Source organism: Salinicola salarius (genome assembly GCF_002179555.1).
Taxonomy (GTDB): Bacteria; Pseudomonadota; Gammaproteobacteria; order Pseudomonadales; family Halomonadaceae; genus Salinicola; species Salinicola salarius_A.
Genome location: NZ_NHOU01000005.1, coordinates 1 through 19582, shown reverse-complemented (window position 1 = coordinate 19582; position 19582 = coordinate 1). Strand labels below are relative to the sequence as shown.

Annotated in this window: 12 protein-coding genes and 1 CRISPR repeat array; of the genes, 6 read left to right on the top strand and 6 right to left on the bottom strand. The window is 61.6% G+C overall.

The genetic code is table 11. The features are described from left to right. Nucleotides 1-84: 84 nt before the first annotated feature. The 6 genes from CCD76_RS05470 to CCD76_RS19995 form a co-directional block, all read right to left on the bottom strand. On the bottom strand, nt 85-717 hold the full coding sequence (locus CCD76_RS05470; protein ID WP_087718529.1) for an OmpW/AlkL family protein: 633 nt from the start codon (nt 715-717) through the stop codon (nt 85-87). A gap of 204 nt (nt 718-921) precedes the next feature. Then, nucleotides 922-2178 carry a winged helix-turn-helix domain-containing protein gene (locus CCD76_RS05465; protein ID WP_087718528.1) on the bottom strand — a complete coding sequence of 419 codons (1257 nt, stop codon included), beginning with the start codon at nt 2176-2178 and terminating at the stop codon, nt 922-924. A 206-nt stretch (nt 2179-2384) separates the two neighbouring features. After that, nucleotides 2385-3374, bottom strand: coding sequence for a metal ABC transporter solute-binding protein, Zn/Mn family (locus CCD76_RS05460; RefSeq protein ID WP_087718527.1), 990 nt, complete (start codon nt 3372-3374; stop codon nt 2385-2387). Nucleotides 3375-3408: 34 nt separating this feature from the next. After that, nucleotides 3409-4293, bottom strand: coding sequence for a metal ABC transporter permease (locus tag CCD76_RS05455; RefSeq protein WP_087718526.1), 885 nt, complete (start codon nt 4291-4293; stop codon nt 3409-3411). Continuing rightward, nucleotides 4290-4988, bottom strand: a complete 699-nt coding sequence (locus tag CCD76_RS05450) for a metal ABC transporter ATP-binding protein (RefSeq protein ID WP_087718684.1) — start codon at nt 4986-4988, stop codon at nt 4290-4292. The genes CCD76_RS05455 and CCD76_RS05450 overlap by 4 nt, the downstream gene beginning before the upstream one ends. A gap of 11 nt (nt 4989-4999) precedes the next feature. Then, nucleotides 5000-5146: a hypothetical protein gene (locus tag CCD76_RS19995; protein WP_179208856.1), complete on the bottom strand. Its 147-nt coding sequence runs from the start codon at nt 5144-5146 to the stop codon at nt 5000-5002. A gap of 171 nt (nt 5147-5317) precedes the next feature. Here CCD76_RS19995 and cas1f point away from each other — a divergent pair, with 171 nt between their 5' ends. The 6 genes from cas1f to cas6f all read left to right on the top strand — a co-directional run bounded on the left by cas1f (nt 5318) and on the right by cas6f (nt 13726). Beyond that, a complete protein-coding gene (gene cas1f / locus CCD76_RS05445; protein WP_087718525.1) occupies nt 5318-6298 on the top strand; it encodes a type I-F CRISPR-associated endonuclease Cas1f in 981 nt (326 codons plus the stop codon). Beyond that, the gene (gene cas3f / locus CCD76_RS05440) at nt 6295-9642 is read left to right on the top strand and encodes a type I-F CRISPR-associated helicase Cas3f (RefSeq protein WP_087718524.1); all 3348 of its coding nucleotides are present in this window, start codon (nt 6295-6297) and stop codon (nt 9640-9642) included. The genes cas1f and cas3f overlap by 4 nt, the downstream gene beginning before the upstream one ends. An 88-nt stretch (nt 9643-9730) precedes the next feature. Then, entirely contained in the window at nt 9731-11125 is a 1395-nt protein-coding gene (gene csy1, locus CCD76_RS05435; RefSeq protein WP_087718523.1) for a type I-F CRISPR-associated protein Csy1, read from the top strand. Next, nucleotides 11122-12099 carry a type I-F CRISPR-associated protein Csy2 gene (gene csy2, locus CCD76_RS05430; RefSeq protein WP_087718522.1) on the top strand — a complete coding sequence of 326 codons (978 nt, stop codon included), beginning with the start codon at nt 11122-11124 and terminating at the stop codon, nt 12097-12099. Before csy1 ends, csy2 begins: the two co-directional genes overlap by 4 nt. A gap of 19 nt (nt 12100-12118) precedes the next feature. Continuing rightward, nucleotides 12119-13153, top strand: a complete 1035-nt coding sequence (gene csy3 / locus CCD76_RS05425) for a type I-F CRISPR-associated protein Csy3 (protein ID WP_087718521.1) — start codon at nt 12119-12121, stop codon at nt 13151-13153. A 3-nt stretch (nt 13154-13156) separates the two neighbouring features. Next, the gene (gene cas6f / locus CCD76_RS05420) at nt 13157-13726 is read left to right on the top strand and encodes a type I-F CRISPR-associated endoribonuclease Cas6/Csy4 (protein ID WP_087718520.1); all 570 of its coding nucleotides are present in this window, start codon (nt 13157-13159) and stop codon (nt 13724-13726) included. Between the two features lie 129 nt (nt 13727-13855). Then, nucleotides 13856-19523: a CRISPR direct-repeat array (repeat unit 28 nt; unit sequence GTTCGCTGCCGCCCAGGCAGCTCAGAAA). Nucleotides 19524-19582: the final 59 nt, after the last annotated feature.

Below are 19582 nucleotides of genomic sequence, written 5' to 3'. Positions count from 1 at the left end.
TGGGTGGTAGGGAGGGGAGAAAACGAAAAATGGCCACCAAGCGGTGGCCATGAGATGACCGGTTTGGGTCCGAATCCGGCGGCTTCAAAAACGGTAACCGATGCCGCCCATCACCACCCAGGGGTCGATGTGAACGGTGGTGTCATAGGATTGGCCACCGACCTCGGCGGTCGCGTCGGAGTCGATGTCGAGATACCAGGCGGCGGCGTTCATCGACCAGTGATCGTCGATCAGCAGGTCCACCCCCAACTGGCCGGCGGCACCCCAGGAGTCGTCGAGATCGAGACTGCCGACGTCCAGGTCTTCATCGGAGAAATGGGTGTAGTTCACGCCTGCGCCGATGTATGGCTGAACACGCGACTGGGTGCCACCGAGCGGATAGTACTGCAGCGTCAGGGTCGGCGGCAGATGCTTGGTCGAGGCCAGCTCGTTGCCGTTCAGGTTTATGTCGTGCTCGAACGGTTCGGCGGCCAGCAGTTCGACGCCCCACTTGTCGAGAAAACGGTAACCCAGCGTGAAGGCGAAGCCGGTGTCGTCTTTGACATCGACATCCATGTTCAGACCATCGAAGTGGCCGTTGTCGCTCTTGGGCGAAACCTTGGCGACCCCGAAATGGGTGAACACATCACCGGCACCATAGGCAAAGGCATTACCGGCGCTCAGCGCGGTGACCAGCGCCATTCCGGCGACGGAGAAGCGATGAAGAATCGTGTTCATGATGATGCTCCCTTGTCCTTATGACTGACATTGACTCGCCTCGGAATCGGTAGCCTCGAAGGCGACGATGTCAGCATACGCCTCAATAACCTTATTGTTAGTGTGGTTATTTGCCGCAAGGTCGTCACTTCGCCACGGGAAGCGTGGTCGAGTCGGACAGCGTGAGCATGTCGATGCCCGTTTGCGTGCCGGGCTGCCGCCCTCTCAGAGCGACAGGCGCCGATAAGAATCCACCGGCCACAGGGCGCTCAGACGCTGGGCAAGGGGGCGCTCGCAGGCCAGGTGAATACGCGGTAACCCGAGCCAGCATGCCAGACGTTCGAGCTGGCCGGCCAGTGCGTCGAGTTCGGCGTCACGGAACGTCACGGCGGGCTCGGGGTGAATGGCGAGAACGCTCAGTTCCCCCTCGGCGCGCCGGGCACGCAGGTCGAGCCGGGCGATGAGCCGGTCGCCGTGGAGGAACGGCATGACGTAGTAGCCGTAGGTTCGTTTGGCCGGCGGGACGTAGAACTCCAGGCGGTAGTGAAAGCCGAACAGGCGCTCGGTGCGCTCGCGATACCAGATCAGGGAGTCGAACGGCGAGAGCAGCGCGGCGGTCTCGAGTCGGCGGGGAATGCGCGGCTCGCCGACGACATAGGCCGGCTGCTGCCAGCTTTCCACCGATACCGGCGTCACTGTGCCGTCCTCGATCAGCGTCTGTAGCGCGGCACGGGTATCCTGCGGCGCCAGCCGGTAGTAGTCCCGCAGGTCCTTCTCCGTCGCCACGCCAAGCGCCCGGGCGGATTGATGCAACAGCTGCCGATGCGCCTCGAGCAGATCGGGTTCGGTCTGGTTCAGTACTGTCGCGGGGAGCACCCGTTCCGGCAGGTCGTAGAGCCGTTCGAAACCCCGGCGGCCGGCGACGGTGACCTCGCCGGCGGCAAACAGCCATTCCAGCGCGTGCTTCTCATCGCTCCAGTCCCACCACGGGCCGGCAGGGCCTTCCCGCGTGTTCAGTGCGCCGGCACCCAGCGGGCCGTGGTCGCGTACCTGGGCCAGTACGCGTTCGATCACCTCGCCCCGTTCACGGCCGAACCGCGCCAGATGCTTGTAGATGCCGATGCCATCCTGCGCGCGGCGCATGCGCCAGCGCATCGCCGGGTAGAACGAGAGCGGCAGCAGCGAGGCCTCGTGGCCCCAGTATTCGAACAGCGACCGGTGCCGGTTACGGCTCCAGGCCAGCTCGTCGAGCAGCGGGGTCGGGTAAGGGCCGAGACGCGAAAAGGCCGGCAGATAGTGGGAACGTGCCAACGCGTTGACGGAATCGATCTGCAACACGCCGAGACGATCCACGAGACGCCGGAGATGGCCTCGGTTGGCGGACTCGGGGGAGCGGGAGGTGAAACCCTGCGCTTTCAGGGCGAGACGACGCGCCTGGGAGAGCGTGAGGCGGCGTTGCGGCGACGGAACGGCTGACGGCATACGAGACGACACTTCTCGGTGGAGGCTTGAGCGGATGCTGCCCGAAAAGTGTCGTTCAGTCTTGAAGAAGAGGAAAGAGAGAGGAAGTAATAGGGAGGGGGAAGAGGGAAGAGGGAAGAGAGAAGAGAGTAGGAAGCAGGTAATAGAGAGCAGGAAACAGAGAGTAGGCCAGCGCCGCCGTCGCGGGCTGGCCTGTCGGGTCGGGGTCAGTCGTCGGCTGCCAGCGCGTCGAGCAGGGTGTCGACGTTGTGCTGGAACATGCCGAGATAGGTGCTGCCTTCGCCCTCCGCCGTCAGCGCGTCGGCGTAGAGTGTGCCGCCGATGGCGATGTCGGTCTCTTCGTGCAGCTGGTTGATCAGCGCCGGGTTGGTCATGTTCTCCAGGAACAGCGCCTTGGCGTGGCTGGACTCGATCTGCTGGATCAGGCTGCCCATATCGCTGGCGCTGGGTTCCGCCAGCGTGTTGATGCCCACCGGCGAAAGCAGCTCGAGATCGTAGGCGTCGGCGAAGTAGCCGAAGGCATCGTGACTGGTGATGATCAGCCGGTCGGATGCCGGAATCTGCGACAGGCGTTCTTTCGCCTCCTTGTCGAGCGCTTCCATCTCGTCGATGTAGCGCTCGGCATTGGCGCGGTAGGCATCGGCATGAGCCGGATCGGCCTTCACCAGCGCATCGCGGATGTTGCGCGCGTACTGCTCGCCATTCTCCAGATCCTGCCAGGCGTGCGGATCGACATCGCCGTGATGGTGATGCTCCTCCTCGCCGTCGGTCGCATGATCTTGATGGTCATGATCGTCATGATCGTCATGATCGTCATGGTCGCCCTCGTCCTCGTGCCCCTCGAACGAACGCGTGTCGATACCGTTGCTGGCAACCACGACTTCGCCCTCGTAACCGCTGGCATCGACCAGGCGGTCGATCCAGCCTTCGAACTGCAGGCCGTTGACCACGACCAGGTCGGCATCCGCGAGCGACTGGGCATCGGCGGGCTTGGGCGAAAAGGCGTGGGCATCGCCATCGGGGCCGACCAGCGACGTGACGCTGACGTGATCGCCACCGATCGTCGACACCATGTCATCGAGAATGCTGAAGCTCGTGACCACCTGCAGCGGTTCCTGGGCATGAGCGATGTTGGCCGAGAGCGCCGAGGCGCCGAGAGCACCCAGCAGCACGGCGCGAAGGGAAATGTGAGCCATGATGTAACGATCCTTGTGGAGAGAGGAGGAAGGGTCAGCCGTGGGCATCGGGCGGCAGCATGGGCTGCACGCGACGACGCCAGCGGGCGAAGACACTGTGGTAACGCCCGAACAGCGCGGAAAACAGATAGATCACGCCGGCCAGCAGGATGATGCAGGGCCCCGAAGGCAGGCCGGCATGATAGGAGAGCAGCAGCCCGCCCACGCTGGAGACCATGCCGATGGCGATCGCCAGCCCCATCAACCCTTCGAGCCGCTTCGACCAGAAGCGCGCCGCCGTCGCCGGCAGCATCATCAGGCCGACCGCCATCAATGTGCCCAGCGTCTGGAAGCCGGCGGTCAGGTTGAGCACCATCAGGCCCAGAAACAGCCCGTGCACTGCGCCGCCACGAATCCCCTGGCCGCGCAGGAACAGCGGGTCCAGGCACTCGACCACCAGAATGCGGAAGATCGCCGCCAGCACGATCAGCGTCAGGCTCGACACGCCGACGATCAGCCACAGCGCGGTACTGTCCACCGCCAGGATCGAGCCGAACAGCACGTGGGTCAGGTCGACGCTGCTGCCGCGCATCGAGATCAACATCACCCCGGCCGCCAGCGAAATCAGATAGAAGCTGGCAATCGCCGAGTCTTCGCGGTGGCCCGTCAGGCGCGACACGCTACCCGCCAGCCCCGCCACCAGCAGCCCTGCCACCAGACCGCCGAAACTCATCGCCGGTAGCGAGAAGCCCGCCAGCAGAAAGCCGACCGCCACGCCCGGCAACACGGCGTGGGCCATGGCATCGCCCACCAGGCTCATGCCGCGCAGCGTGAGGAAGACCCCCAGCGGTGGGGCGACCAGCGACAGCGCCAGCCCGGCCACCAGTGCGCGGCGCATGAAGCCGAAATCCACCAGTGGAGAGAACAGCCAATCGATCATGCCAACGTCTCCGCCGGTGAAGAGGAATCGTTGATCGTCGCGGGCGTGAACCAGAACCCGTGCCCGCGCTCCAGCCGCAGGACGCGATCGGCCAGCCGTGTCATCTGATCGTGATCGTGCAGCACGATGATGATCGCCGCGCCCTCGGCCGCCATGGCGCGAAGCACATCGATCAGGACTTCGACGGTCGCCGCATCGACATTGGCGAACGGCTCGTCGAGCAGCAGCAACTGGGCCTCCTGCATCAGCGTACGGCCGAGCAGCGCCCGCTGGCGCTGGCCGCCGGAGAGTTCACCCAGCGGGCGGTGTTCGAACGACTGCAGGCCCAGCCGCTGCATCACCGCCTGGCCGCGACGATACTCCGCCGGGCCGTAGCGCTTGAAGCTACCGTGAGTCGGCCAGCAACCGCTCATGACCAGCTCTTCGACGCTCATGGGAAAGGTCAGATCCAGCGCCAGCTGCTGCGGTAACCACGCGCGCCGCGCATTGGGAACCTCGCAGCGAACGCGGCCGCTGACCGGGCGCAGCTCGCCCATGATCCCCTGGACCAGCGTGCTCTTGCCGGCCCCGTTGGCCCCCACCAGCGCGGTGATGGTGCCGGCCTCGAAATGGCCGTCGATGTTTTCCAGCACCATGCGGTTGCCCTGCGCCAGCGACAGGGATTCCAGCGTCAGCAGCGTGTCGGGTTTTGCCATCGAACGAGCCATCAACCAAACACCCCGGCAGCCCAGCCCGCGACGAGCCACAGCAGCGCCAGGGGAATGAGCGCGAGCAGCACACGCCGCCCGGCGCCAAGCGACATCAAGGAAAAATGGCACGGCCCATCCGGGCGGTGACGGTGACGATGTGACATGAACAGACCCCTTGGATGAGGCGGAAAGGTTATATCATAACAAAAGTGGTGCCAAGCGGAGATTGGCTGACACCATTTGTAAGAGATCCCTGACAATCCTTTTGGCGGGCTTGTCGCATCGTAAAAACTGCGTTACCAACGGTTACAAGACAACTGGCAGGTGACGCCACGATGGAAGACCTTTCTTCAAGCGACCTCAAGACGATCCTGCACTCGAAGCGCGCCAATCTGTACTACCTGCAACATTGCCGCGTATTGGTGAATGGCGGCCGTGTCGAATACGTCACCGATGAAGGCAAGCGCTCGAAGTACTGGAACATCCCTATCGCCAACACCACTTCGCTGCTGCTGGGGACCGGCACCTCGATTACCCAGGCCGCGATGCGCGAGCTGGCCAAGGCTGGCGTGTTGGTCGGCTTTTGCGGTGGTGGCGGTACGCCGCTGTTCGCAGCCAATGAAGTGGACGTGGAAGTTGCCTGGCTAACCCCGCAGAGCGAATACCGGCCGACGGAGTATCTCCAATACTGGGTGCGATTCTGGTTCGACGACGACAAGCGGCTGGAGGCGGCCCGATGTTTCCAGCGTGCCCGGCTCACCCAAGTCGAACGCCTCTGGACGGCGCCGCGTTTCCAGCGCGATACCGGCTTTACCCCCAGCAAGGCAGAGCTGGACGCATTGCTCACGTGTAGCCGGCAGGCGATCGACTCGGCTCCCGATACGACCGCGCTGCTGACCGAAGAAGCTCGGCTCACCAAGCAACTATTCCGGTTGGCGAGCCACGCCGCCGACTATGGCGAATTCACCCGGGTCAAACGCGGCCAGGGTGCCGATCCGGCCAACCGCTTCCTCGATCACGGCAATTATCTGGCCTACGGGTTGGGCGCTACCGCGACCTGGGTGCTGGGGATTCCGCATGGCCTGGCAGTGCTGCACGGCAAGACACGCCGCGGCGGACTGGTCTTCGATGTCGCGGATCTGGTCAAGGACGCCGTGATCCTGCCGCAGGCGTTCATTTCCGCCAGCCGTGGCGATGAAGAACAGGAGTTTCGCCAGGCCTGTATCGATAGGCTCACGCAGGTGGAAGCCCTGGATGTGATGATCGATACCCTGAAGGCGACGGCCGAACGCCTCGGCCATGGGATCACACCATGAACGTGCTGCTGGTGTCGCAATGCAGCAAGAACGCGCTCAAGGAAACGCGCCGTATTCTCGACCAGTTCGCCGAACGGCGCGGTGAACGCACCTGGCAGACCTCGATCACCCAGGCCGGGCTCGATACGCTGCGAAAACTGCTACGCAGCAAGGCACGCAAGAACACCGCCGTGGCATGTCACTGGATTCGTGGTCACGACCACAGCGAACTGATGTGGGTGGTCGGCGATGCCTCGCAGTTCAACACTCGGGGCGCGACGCCGACCAACACCACCCGGCGCAATATTCTGCGTACGGAAGACGAAAACGACTGGCACTCGCTCAGGTTGATTCACCTGCTCGCTTCGATGGCGGCGCTCTTCCACGACCTTGGCAAGGCGACGGACGCCTTTCAGTTGCGCCTTGTCGGCAGGCTGGAGGGCCGCAATCGCTACCGCCACGAATGGGTGTCGCTGCGGCTGTTACAAGCTTTCGTGGGTCAGGACGATGACGCCAGCTGGCTTGCACGTCTCGAACGGCCGACGCCAGAGGACGATGCCTGCTGGCTGGATCGCCTGATTCGCGATGGAATGGATGAAAGGGCCAGCGACAGCGCTCCGTTCAATCAACTGCCACCGTTGGCGGCGGCCATTGGTTGGCTGATCGTCAGCCATCATCGGCTACCGGCGTTCCCGGCTTTCGACGAGGCCGGCACCCAGAAATGGGTGGGTGTGCGCGCCACGCTCAACGCCAGCATCCTGCCTTCATTGCCGAAGGACATTACTGCGGCTTGGAACGAGCGTGTCGAGCCTGCTAGTCGCAAGGAGGACTCGCCGTACTGGGAATTCTCCCGTGGTCTGCCCGTAACCCATGAAGATTGGCGAGCGCGAGCGGCTCGTCTGGCACGACAGCTGAGCGAGCTGCGTTGGGAGACGCGGCCACTTGAGTCACCGTATGTCATGCACATGGCACGGCTCTCGCTGATGCTTGCCGATCATCACTACTCGAGTCTCGTTGACGAAGGACGACTGAGCGGGAATTGGTGTATGGCCGATGACAACGTCTTGCTCTACGCCAACACGACGGTTAACCGAGGCAAGCGCGAATTCTGCCAACCACTGATCGAGCATCTGCTTGGCGTCGTGCGCGCAACGGGCGAGATCACTCACCACCTTCCCGACCTGGCTACGGCGCTACCGCGGATCGCGCGTCACAAAGGCTTCAAGGCGCGCAGCCGCAATGCAAGATTTCGCTGGCAGGACAAAGCCTACGACCTCGCCGTCGGACTGCGAGACAGAAGCCGTGAGCAGGGCTTCTTCGGCATCAACATGGCTTCGACCGGCTGCGGCAAGACCATCGCCAATGGCCGCATTCTCTACGGACTCGCGGACCCGGAATCGGGCGCACGTTTCTCGATCGCGCTCGGCCTGCGCACGCTGACGCTGCAAACAGGGCAGGCTTATCGCGAGCGCCTGGGGCTGGGGAGTGACGAACTCGCCATTCGCGTTGGTGGAAGTGCCAGCCGGGCGCTCTTCGAACATCAACAGTCGCGCAACGATGGCGGTTCCGAATCCCGTGCGGAACTCCTCGACGAGCAGACACACGTCTTCTTCGAGGGCGAGCTCGATAGCCACCCGGTGCTGCGCAAGGCCATCGCTGATCCTCACGCCCAAGCGCTGATCGGCGCGCCGGTGCTGGTTTGTACCATCGACCACTTGGTGCCGGCGACCGAGAGCCTGCGCGGCGGCGGTCAGATCGCGCCAATGCTCCGCCTGATGAGTGGCGATCTCGTGCTCGACGAACCGGACGACTTCGATATCGCCGATCTTCCGGCGCTGACACGTCTCGTCTACTGGACGGGGATGCTAGGCTCCCGCGTGCTGCTCTCCTCCGCGACCTTACCGCCGGCCATCGTGCGCGGCCTGTTCGATGCCTACAGGGAAGGCCGGGCCGAATACCAACGCCATCGCGGCTCGCCGGGTGCCCCGGTAGAGCTGGTGTGTGCATGGTTCGATGAACATGGCTGCTCGCATGCTGGCTGTACCGATGGGGCACAATTCGACGTGGCGCACGCCGACTTCGCCCGCAAGCGCGCCGCGCGTCTGGCCCAGTTGGCACCACGGCGGCGCGCTTGCGTGGTGCCGGTCTCCGCGCCGGATACGCGGCCCGAGAATGTCCATGCGGCGATGGCGGACGTCATGCTCGAACAGGCACTGGCTCTGCACGAGGCGCATCACACCCTTGATCCTCATACCACCAAACGGGTCAGCTTCGGGCTGATCCGCATGGCCAATATCGAGCCGCTGGTCGAGGTGGCGATGGCGCTCTATCGCAGCGACATACCCGACGGCTACCGCATCCACCTATGCGTCTATCACTCGCAGTTCCCGCTGCTGCTGCGTTCACGGATCGAGGAGCGGTTGGACCGCACGCTCGATCGCAGCAATGAGCTGGCAGTGTTCGAGTTGCCCGACATCCGCCGCCGGCTGGATCGCACCGACGAGCCGGATCAACTTTTCATCGTGTTGGGCTCGCCAGTGACTGAGGTTGGGCGCGACCACGACTATGACTGGGCCGTGGTCGAGCCCTCCTCGATGCGCTCGGTCATTCAGCTCGCCGGGCGCGTGAGGCGCCATCGACCGGCGGCGATCGATGCTCCCAACGTTGCGCTGCTGGACGCCAACGTCAAAGCGCTCGGACGCAAGCGGCCTGCATTCTGTCGGCCCGGCTTCGAGACCGAGCAGGACTGGCCTTTAGTGAAACACCGACTCACCGCACTGCTGAGAGAGTCGGAAATCGATGTCATCGACTCACGTCCTCGGCTGCTGGCACCCGAGCCTCTCGAGCCGCGCGAAAAGCTGGTGGATCTGGAGCATGCGCGCCTGGCGGCGTTGATGGTGGAAGGGGCGGCGCCTGCGCCAGCCCGCCGCCGCTCCCGGCTGAAAAAGCCAACCTCGCTGGGCGCCTATCTCTTCTATCGTCCTGCCTCCCTGTCGCTCAGTGCACTGGCGATTCAGCAGCAACCGTTTCGGGAAGACAACGAACCCGATAGCGAATTCGTGCTCTTCCCGGACGAAACGGAAGAGAGCTACCGCTTCTGGCGCGTGGATGCAGACGGAAGAGAAGAAAAGCTGACACCGGCCGAGGCCGAACTGGATCGCCTGCCGGACGAGTCGCTGTCCAATCCACGGATAACGCCCTGGAATGACCCGGACTACATGGTGGCGCTAGCCGACCAGGCGGAAGCGATGGGGATGGGGTTGGAGCAGTGCGCGATGCGTTTCGGGCGTATTCGGCTCAAGCCGAATCGGGCGCTGAACGGATGGCATTTTCATCCGGCGTTGGGATTTGTGAAGCGGAGGTGACTTAGTGCTTCGAGAAGCTATAGCGGCAGCTCGTTTACGAAAACCAGAAAAGTTCTAACGCAATCTGTGCGCAGGGAGGATTGAGTGAATGCATAGAGAAACGACGCTTACCACCCGTGGTGAGTCCATGTTGCAACAAATGAACGCTCATGTTCAGCGACGCTTGGATAATAAGCTTGCCAAATTCGAGGGTAGAACCGACGCGCAAGCCAAGTCAGAGATAAAAAGAGCCCATGAAAAATATGTGCTGAAAAGTATTTTGGTGAAAGGAGCGAGTAGTGCTCCCGGGGTTGCTATTGCCACACATATTGCTAAGGCGACGCACCCTGACCCGCAGGTAAAGCAGGTTGCAAATCTCTTAATAGACTTTGGAAGCCTGCCAAGCCGAGTAGAGGTAGGGTCGCATGTATTGCCAGATGATGAGAGTTTGGCGGACGCGACTGGCAATGGAGCGGTTAACTCTGCAGCGTACGAACTGTATTTGCTTCTCGGTACTCGTTTCGAGGGTAGGAAATTTAGTGAATGGCTTAGTGGAATGGATCAAGACGCCCTGTCGGCTTTTGCGAGGGGCATGGGTACGGATGACGATTCGGATGTATACAGTGTCCTTCTAAATAGGAAAAACCTGAAAGTCTCTACTGATGCTCGGCTTAAGCAAGTTTACTGGCTGGTCGGCGATGATCCTGCCGATAACACCGGCTTCCGCTTGCTGGCACCGCTCTACGCCACATCGCTTACACACCGTTTCTATGCGCAAGTCAGCCCGAACATCTGGTTCTATGGCGACCACAACAAGGCGGCGCGAAAGGCACTGCGTGAGCGCACCGCGTTTGACGGCGGTTACACCAGTTACCCCAATCTCGCGGTCCAGAAGCTTGGCGGCACTAAACCGCAGAATATTTCACAGCTCAACAGCGAGCGCGGCGGCCAGAATTATCTGCTCGCGTCGCTACCGCCCAGCTGGCAGTCGCGGTCGGTCTATGCACCGATGAACGAATCATTTCGTTCGTTCCAGGGGCGTCCCGAAGTTCGGCTAATCCTCAATGACTTGAAACGGTTCCTCGAATCCGACCCTGCAAAGAACATGCATACGCGCGATCTACGTGACGACCTGACCGCGATGCTCGCCGATGAGCTGATGATTTTCACTGTTGAAATTCACTCGTTGAAACCGGGATGGACGATGGATGAGCGTTGCCGCCTGGCGCCGGACGAGCAGTTCTGGCTCGACCCGGGCCGGGCCGAGTTGGACAACGAGTTCGCGGCCGCGCGCCGCCAGTCGGATTGGTCGGAAAGCATCAGCATTCGCGCCGCCAACTGGTTGAACGGCAGGCTCAATGATAAGAGCGCGCTCAACTTCGGTGATGTCGAGCATAAGCACTGGAAAGGCGAGTTCGGCGGTGTATTGGAGAGCTTTCGCCGTCAGCTCGATGACCTACAGGACGCGCTACGCGATGAAGGCGACGAAGGGGAGGCCGCATGAGCGAACGTCTCAACCACCTGCTCGTTCTACCGCGCCTGCGCATCCAGAACGCCAACGCGATCTCCAGCCCGATGACTTGGGGCTTCCCCGCCATGAGTGCCTTCATAGGTGCGATTCAGGCGCTTGAACGCAATCTGCCCGACGAGACCAGGCTCATCTTCGAGGGCGTCGGCGTTGTCTGTCACCGGATCGAGCCGCAGGTGACCGAAGGTGGGGTTATCAAGGCATTTCACCTGACGCGTAACCCTGTCGACAAAAGTGGCAATACGGCTGCCATCGTCGAGGAGGGGCGTGCACATCTCGAGATTACCCTGCTGATTGGCGTGGGTTCCGAGGGTGAGGAGCTCGACAGTTTCGATAGCCGGCAGGCGCTCGCCCGCCAGATCTTCGACCAGGTGCAGGGAATGCGAATCGCCGGGGGCAGTGTCATGCCAGCAATGGGCGAGAAGCGCTATCGGCCGGAATTGATCAGCTTTGACGACAACGAGGACAAGCGGAAGAAACAGTGGAATCGTCTCCGACGTCGTCTATTACCCGGCTTCGCGTTGGTGCTGCGCGATGACCGCCTCCGTGCGCATACCGAAGCGCTGAAAGCGCAAGATGCCAATGCCACGGCGCTGGATGCCTGGCTCGATCTCTCGCGGCTCAATCACGAATGCCACGTCACCGTCGACGAAAACGACAAACAACAAGTGGAGTGGCAGGTGCGCCGACCGTTCCCCGGCTGGCTTGTCCCCATCCCTGTTGGTTACGGCGCCATCTCGGATCTCTACCAGCCGGGTGAAGTCGCCAACGCTCGGGACCCAAATGTGCCGTTTCAGTTCGTGGAAAGCCTTTACTCGGTTGGTGAATGGGTGAGCCCGCACCGGCTGCGCCATCCCGATGCATTGATGTGGTTCGTGGAAAACGATATCGAACGAGGTGTCTATCGCCTCACTAATGACTACGCCCTGACCCATTCCATTGAAGACTAATCATCAAGGAGACATACGCATGGCTAAGAAAAACGATGCTTTAAAAACTACTGTCCTGGCTTTTGAGCGTAAGCTCGATCCATCCGATGCGCTGTTCCGCGCCGGTAACTGGGAAGATCGCGCTCAGGCAGCACAGTGGAATCTTGTTCCGGTACGCGAAAAGTCGGTACGAGGCACCATTTCCAATCGCCTGAAAGCAAAAGACCAAGACCCGGCGAAGCTCGATGCCGCTATTGAAAACCCCAACCTTCAGACCGTCGACGTGGCCGCGCTGCCTCACGATGCCGATACGCTAGCCGTGCGTTTTACCCTGCGTGTACTGGCAGGCGCAGGCACTCCCTCTGCCTGTAACAACGCCGAATATCAGAACAAGCTGAAGCAAACCGTAACGGGCTACGTCAACGAGCATGGCTTTGGCGAGCTCGCTCACCGCTATGCTTGCAACCTCGCTAATGGCCGCTTCCTATGGCGCAATCGGGTGGGGGCCGAGCAGATCGAAGTCGTAGTCAGCCAGATGAAGGGAGGGCAGGCCGAGAAGCAGTGGACCTTCAACGCCCTTGATCTGTCGTTACGCAATTTCGAAGGCAACGACCAGACACGCGAGCTAGGCAAGCTGATCGCCGAAGCTCTGGCAGGTGATCGCTACCTGCTGTTGGACATAGTGGCTTTTGCTCGTGTCGGCGCTGGTCAAGAAGTCTTCCCGTCTCAGGAACTGATCCTGGATCGTTCTCGCGGTGACAAGAGCAAGACGCTTTACAAGATCGGCGATGACGATAACGCTGCCATTCACTCCCAGAAGTTGGGTAATGCCCTGCGCACAATCGATACCTGGTATCCGGCGCCGGAAGACGGCAGCGACCTTGGCCCTATCGCCGTCGAACCTTACGGCTCTGTCACTACTCAAGCTACCGCTTTCCGTCAGCCCAAACAAAAAATGGATTTTTATAACCTATTAGATAAATGGGCTAAAGAAGACCAAGTTCCACCTGTAGAACAGCAGCACTTTGTCATGGCGACCCTGATTCGTGGCGGCGTTTTCGGCGATGTGGAGTAAGCCATGGACCACTATCTCGACATTCGCCTGCGCCCCGATCCGGATTTCCCGCCCGCCATATTGATGGGGGCGCTCTACGGCAAGCTGCATCGTGCGCTTTTCGATCTGGATGCCAATGACATCGGCGTCAGCTTCCCTGATCACAAGTTCGGCGTGCGCGCCCGTACGCCGGGCGATCGGCTGCGGTTGCATGGCAGCAAGGAACGGCTGGAGCAACTGATGGCGATGCCGTGGCTCACCGGCATGCGGGATCATGTGCAGCTCGAAGCCGTTCAGCCGGTGCCCTTGGAGGTGAGTTATCGGGTCGTTCAGCGCAGGCAGTTCAATACGGGCAGTCCAAGCCGCGCAAAACGCTATGCCAAGCGCCATGGCATCGAGTTCGATGAAGCGCAGCGCCTGATGGAGAAGCCCGCTGCACGGCAAATCGCCTTGCCATTCGTGCAAGTCAGCAGCCGATCCAGCGGTCAGCGCTTTGCGCTGTTCATTGAACACGGCAAGACGCAGTCGCAGCCCGCTGTCGGTAGTTTCAATCACTACGGCTTGAGCTCGGAAGCCACGGTGCCCTGGTTCTGACCCTTTTTTGCAAACCAAAAATGGGTCTTTTAAAATCAATTAGTTAGCGACATTGCCCAGAAAAGGGGGATGTCGCTTTTTTCATCCAAAGCTCTTTAACAATCAGGACGTTATTTGTAGTAACCTCTAGTTCGCTGCCGCCCAGGCAGCTCAGAAACACGAACACCTGGTCGCCAGCGAGTACGGCGAGTTCGCTGCCGCCCAGGCAGCTCAGAAATGGCGAAGTGACGTCTTCTCGGGGATCTGGCCGTTCGCTGCCGCCCAGGCAGCTCAGAAAAGCGAAAACGCTTTCATGTCGCCCGGGTGCTGGTTCGCTGCCGCCCAGGCAGCTCAGAAAATCCTCCCTATCTGGTATCTCGTAATCCCCGGGTTCGCTGCCGCCCAGGCAGCTCAGAAAATGATGTCGCGGCTGATGGAGCGCTACACCACGTTCGCTGCCGCCCAGGCAGCTCAGAAAGCGCTGAACCTCGACCAGTACGAAGCTCAGTTGTTCGCTGCCGCCCAGGCAGCTCAGAAACGTGGTTGTCGGCGGCGCTGCGCTTGCGCGCCGTTCGCTGCCGCCCAGGCAGCTCAGAAAAATGCCTGAAATGTGCACCGACAGAGAGCATCGTTCGCTGCCGCCCAGGCAGCTCAGAAAATCAGGGAAAGACGGTAGATGAAGCTATAGCGGTTCGCTGCCGCCCAGGCAGCTCAGAAAACTCGCCTCGGCATGCAGGTCGACGCTGGGCGGTTCGCTGCCGCCCAGGCAGCTCAGAAATTGTACCGGCGGGGCGTGATGTACTGCATCCGGTTCGCTGCCGCCCAGGCAGCTCAGAAAATCACGAGATCGGAAAATGCGACATCACCGTTGTTCGCTGCCGCCCAGGCAGCTCAGAAATACGCGACGGCAAGATTCCGGGCGTGAAGCTGTTCGCTGCCGCCCAGGCAGCTCAGAAAGAGCAGGTAGCTCAGGATATAGCGCACTCTAGGTTCGCTGCCGCCCAGGCAGCTCAGAAAAACCCCCTCATTTCTCGTCCGTGAACTGGTCTGTTCGCTGCCGCCCAGGCAGCTCAGAAAGTCAGACGATGGTGATACGGCACGCGCATCACGTTCGCTGCCGCCCAGGCAGCTCAGAAAGTGCGCGAAGTCCTGATTACCGGGCGCCGTCCGTTCGCTGCCGCCCAGGCAGCTCAGAAATCGATCAACTGTCTTGCCAGCGGATGCGCCATGTTCGCTGCCGCCCAGGCAGCTCAGAAATGAACCCTGGCGTCCCTCAACGCCGGGGTTTCGTTCGCTGCCGCCCAGGCAGCTCAGAAAGTGACCGAGCAGCTCGCCGTCGTGCTGGTCGCGTTCGCTGCCGCCCAGGCAGCTCAGAAAGGAACGTTCGCCTTTGCTAAGACCAGCGGCATGTTCGCTGCCGCCCAGGCAGCTCAGAAAAGGAAAATGGGATTAACAGGCAGACGCTAAAATGTTCGCTGCCGCCCAGGCAGCTCAGAAATACTGGGTAGGCGAGGGCGTCGATGCGACGGAGTTCGCTGCCGCCCAGGCAGCTCAGAAAACCACGCCCACCTGGTCGTCCCAGTCGTGCTTGTTCGCTGCCGCCCAGGCAGCTCAGAAAACCCCGCACCTGTGACAAATCATCGTCATTGCGTTCGCTGCCGCCCAGGCAGCTCAGAAAAGACCACCAAAAACACCGGACAGACAGCCAAAGTTCGCTGCCGCCCAGGCAGCTCAGAAAATCGGCTGATAGACGGCGTTGGGCAACGGCTCGTTCGCTGCCGCCCAGGCAGCTCAGAAATGGTACTGGTAGTTGCCGTAGTTGTCGCTGGCGTTCGCTGCCGCCCAGGCAGCTCAGAAATGGTCGACGCGACGATAGTCGTCGACGTGCTCGTTCGCTGCCGCCCAGGCAGCTCAGAAATTGAGCTCGCGCTTGATGAAGTGATCCAGCGTGTTCGCTGCCGCCCAGGCAGCTCAGAAAATGGTGCGCGAGCAATCGATCACCCGGGCCACGTTCGCTGCCGCCCAGGCAGCTCAGAAAAAGCTGCCAAAGTGTAGCCGGGCCGGTAGTCGGTTCGCTGCCGCCCAGGCAGCTCAGAAAAGTCGATGCACTCGGCGGCGGTGCGCCAGGCCGTTCGCTGCCGCCCAGGCAGCTCAGAAAGAAATCCCGATCAGGTGTCTCGGCGTAGTTCAGTTCGCTGCCGCCCAGGCAGCTCAGAAAAAGCTGCCAAAGTGTAGCCGGGCCGGTAGTCTGTTCGCTGCCGCCCAGGCAGCTCAGAAAATTCAGTGTCGATGAAGTTTTCATTCTCGCCAGTTCGCTGCCGCCCAGGCAGCTCAGAAAAGTCGATGCACTCGGCGGCGGTGCGCCAGGCCGTTCGCTGCCGCCCAGGCAGCTCAGAAAGAAATCCCGATCAGGTGTCTCGGCGTAGTTCAGTTCGCTGCCGCCCAGGCAGCTCAGAAAAGCGTTGGCCGGAGGCTGCCGACTACGCACTCGTTCGCTGCCGCCCAGGCAGCTCAGAAAGAAAGCGCTCTCGCGGCCCCGGCCGAGGTCGCGTTCGCTGCCGCCCAGGCAGCTCAGAAAACGAGGATGGCATCGGACTTCCGGTGGGTGCGGTTCGCTGCCGCCCAGGCAGCTCAGAAAACGGCGGCGCTGGACTCGTTGACGCGCCCCTCGTTCGCTGCCGCCCAGGCAGCTCAGAAATGGAAACGCGCGATCGACCCGCCGTTGTGGCGGTTCGCTGCCGCCCAGGCAGCTCAGAAAAAGCTCGGCGAGGTAGTCCGCCTTGGGACTTCGTTCGCTGCCGCCCAGGCAGCTCAGAAATGATCAACCTGCACAACCACCTGGTGTGGCAGGTTCGCTGCCGCCCAGGCAGCTCAGAAAGCACCATAGCCAGCTGCTGTCGTTCCGCCGATGTTCGCTGCCGCCCAGGCAGCTCAGAAACCCAGCCCGCCCATCGATCCGACACCCGACGCGTTCGCTGCCGCCCAGGCAGCTCAGAAATACATACCCGGCCCCGCCGGGCATAGCCCGTTGTTCGCTGCCGCCCAGGCAGCTCAGAAAAGCAGCTGCTCGCGCGCCGCTTCGGCGGTCACGTTCGCTGCCGCCCAGGCAGCTCAGAAAATGCCAGCGCTGGCCGATCATGCCGGAGCTGTGTTCGCTGCCGCCCAGGCAGCTCAGAAATACATGGCGGCCGACCCGAACCTGTTCGACACGTTCGCTGCCGCCCAGGCAGCTCAGAAAGCTGACTTCCTCGAGCGGATGTTCGCTCAGTTGTTCGCTGCCGCCCAGGCAGCTCAGAAACTCATGCGCTGGGAACCGCGGATCCGCGTCAAGTTCGCTGCCGCCCAGGCAGCTCAGAAAAAGAGATGGAAGACGTCGACCTTGAGCACCGAGTTCGCTGCCGCCCAGGCAGCTCAGAAAACGTTGGCCGTGCTGGCATCGATATCGATCCAGTTCGCTGCCGCCCAGGCAGCTCAGAAAACCACACGGATGCCATAGATGGCGCGGTCATCGTTCGCTGCCGCCCAGGCAGCTCAGAAAGCAGCGCATCACTGACGTGCTGCTGACCGCGAGTTCGCTGCCGCCCAGGCAGCTCAGAAATGCCGGCGCTGGCTCGGACCTATCGGGCGACGGTTCGCTGCCGCCCAGGCAGCTCAGAAATGATCGCCAACGCTGCGTTCTACCCCGAGATCGTTCGCTGCCGCCCAGGCAGCTCAGAAACGACATCAATCAAGAGATCTACGGCGTGCCTGGTTCGCTGCCGCCCAGGCAGCTCAGAAATCGCCCATGAACACGTCGCCGGCGACGATCAAGTTCGCTGCCGCCCAGGCAGCTCAGAAATGTCTGCGCACCCCGACGTCAAGGACGTCAATGTTCGCTGCCGCCCAGGCAGCTCAGAAATCGATCGTCACGATCTGGCGCCACTGGCCATCGTTCGCTGCCGCCCAGGCAGCTCAGAAATTTTCCTCGACCGCCAGTTTCATGAGCCGCTGGTTCGCTGCCGCCCAGGCAGCTCAGAAAACTGGCTGACCATCGAGCAGCTGGCCGAGTTAGTTCGCTGCCGCCCAGGCAGCTCAGAAACCGAGGATGGCGAACAGGAATGCCCCGAAGTCGTTCGCTGCCGCCCAGGCAGCTCAGAAAAGCTGGTAGCGCTCGGCGATCTCTGCCAGGCGGTTCGCTGCCGCCCAGGCAGCTCAGAAATCGAGGGCGGCGGCGTGGTCACTGGTTGGTGTGTTCGCTGCCGCCCAGGCAGCTCAGAAAGGTCCAGAACGGGTAGGCCTCGTGAGCCACGGGTTCGCTGCCGCCCAGGCAGCTCAGAAATCTCTGTCTACAAGATATTCTTGACTTATCATGTTCGCTGCCGCCCAGGCAGCTCAGAAAATATGAGCCTAGCGCCCCGATCATCCACTCCGGTTCGCTGCCGCCCAGGCAGCTCAGAAAATCAACACGGCAGCTCAGGCGCATGGAGCAAGGTTCGCTGCCGCCCAGGCAGCTCAGAAATGCATGATATGCGACGGTAAGTCTGGATGGCAGTTCGCTGCCGCCCAGGCAGCTCAGAAAAAAGTATCGAAGACGATATACCAAGGGATACCGTTCGCTGCCGCCCAGGCAGCTCAGAAAGTGTTTTGCGCAACACGTGTTGTCCATGCCGCGTTCGCTGCCGCCCAGGCAGCTCAGAAATTTGTTGGGTCTAGCGGGTTCGTGATACCCGGGTTCGCTGCCGCCCAGGCAGCTCAGAAATGATGGCGCTGCGCATTAAGGCCACCGACCAGGTTCGCTGCCGCCCAGGCAGCTCAGAAAACATCGGCGGTCACTGTTTCGCGGGCGCTAGCGTTCGCTGCCGCCCAGGCAGCTCAGAAAGCTCGCGGTCAGCTCACGACGGATCGACGAGAGTTCGCTGCCGCCCAGGCAGCTCAGAAATCGACGGCGCGGGCCTGTGCCTTGGCGTAGTTGTTCGCTGCCGCCCAGGCAGCTCAGAAAAGCCCTTCCTGAACTCTCACGCGCTCGAGCAGGTTCGCTGCCGCCCAGGCAGCTCAGAAATGATGGCGATCTAGTCACATACGAGATTGTCGGTTCGCTGCCGCCCAGGCAGCTCAGAAATGCTTGTATCCGAGAACCGTCTGCTTGTCGCTGTTCGCTGCCGCCCAGGCAGCTCAGAAATGACTGCGCAAGGACGCTACAGCAATGGCTGCGTTCGCTGCCGCCCAGGCAGCTCAGAAAAACAGACTCCTCCTCAATGTCCTGAGTATAAAGTTCGCTGCCGCCCAGGCAGCTCAGAAAAGTGAAACCAACGCCGCCGACACGCTGACCGAGTTCGCTGCCGCCCAGGCAGCTCAGAAAACCTCGGTGTCGCGGATCCGCAGCATCAGCTCGTTCGCTGCCGCCCAGGCAGCTCAGAAAGCGTATCGAGGCCGCTCCCAAGTGGCAGGGTAGTTCGCTGCCGCCCAGGCAGCTCAGAAACTGAAATGCCGCTTCTTTCGCACTGGTTACGCGTTCGCTGCCGCCCAGGCAGCTCAGAAAAGCGGGCGGCGTCCGTCAATACCAGAAGGTTGGTTCGCTGCCGCCCAGGCAGCTCAGAAAAACGAGATAAGCGGGGTTCGAACGCGACTTCTGTTCGCTGCCGCCCAGGCAGCTCAGAAAAATACCAGAAGGCTGAGGCCCGATTGTGGTCTGTTCGCTGCCGCCCAGGCAGCTCAGAAAATGTACGCCGCCGGTATCTGACCAGATATGTAGTTCGCTGCCGCCCAGGCAGCTCAGAAAAGAACGGCAGCACCATTTGTAGAAACACCACAGTTCGCTGCCGCCCAGGCAGCTCAGAAATTAGCGTTGACTGGGCAAATATAACAAACGCTGTTCGCTGCCGCCCAGGCAGCTCAGAA

Excerpts from the sequence above, each read along its gene's own strand:
- CCD76_RS05470 (WP_087718529.1), bottom strand. The coding sequence starts at position 717 with ATGAACACGATTCTTCATCGCTTCTCCGTCGCCGGAATGGCGCTGGTC.
- CCD76_RS05465 (WP_087718528.1), bottom strand. The coding sequence starts at position 2,178 with ATGCCGTCAGCCGTTCCGTCGCCGCAACGCCGCCTCACGCTCTCCCAG.
- CCD76_RS05460 (WP_087718527.1), bottom strand. The coding sequence starts at position 3,374 with ATGGCTCACATTTCCCTTCGCGCCGTGCTGCTGGGTGCTCTCGGCGCC.
- CCD76_RS05455 (WP_087718526.1), bottom strand. The coding sequence starts at position 4,293 with ATGATCGATTGGCTGTTCTCTCCACTGGTGGATTTCGGCTTCATGCGC.
- CCD76_RS05450 (WP_087718684.1), bottom strand. The coding sequence starts at position 4,988 with ATGGCAAAACCCGACACGCTGCTGACGCTGGAATCCCTGTCGCTGGCG.
- CCD76_RS19995 (WP_179208856.1), bottom strand. The coding sequence starts at position 5,146 with ATGTCACATCGTCACCGTCACCGCCCGGATGGGCCGTGCCATTTTTCC.
- cas1f (WP_087718525.1), top strand. The coding sequence starts at position 5,318 with ATGGAAGACCTTTCTTCAAGCGACCTCAAGACGATCCTGCACTCGAAG.
- cas3f (WP_087718524.1), top strand. The coding sequence starts at position 6,295 with ATGAACGTGCTGCTGGTGTCGCAATGCAGCAAGAACGCGCTCAAGGAA.
- csy1 (WP_087718523.1), top strand. The coding sequence starts at position 9,731 with ATGCATAGAGAAACGACGCTTACCACCCGTGGTGAGTCCATGTTGCAA.
- csy2 (WP_087718522.1), top strand. The coding sequence starts at position 11,122 with ATGAGCGAACGTCTCAACCACCTGCTCGTTCTACCGCGCCTGCGCATC.
- csy3 (WP_087718521.1), top strand. The coding sequence starts at position 12,119 with ATGGCTAAGAAAAACGATGCTTTAAAAACTACTGTCCTGGCTTTTGAG.
- cas6f (WP_087718520.1), top strand. The coding sequence starts at position 13,157 with ATGGACCACTATCTCGACATTCGCCTGCGCCCCGATCCGGATTTCCCG.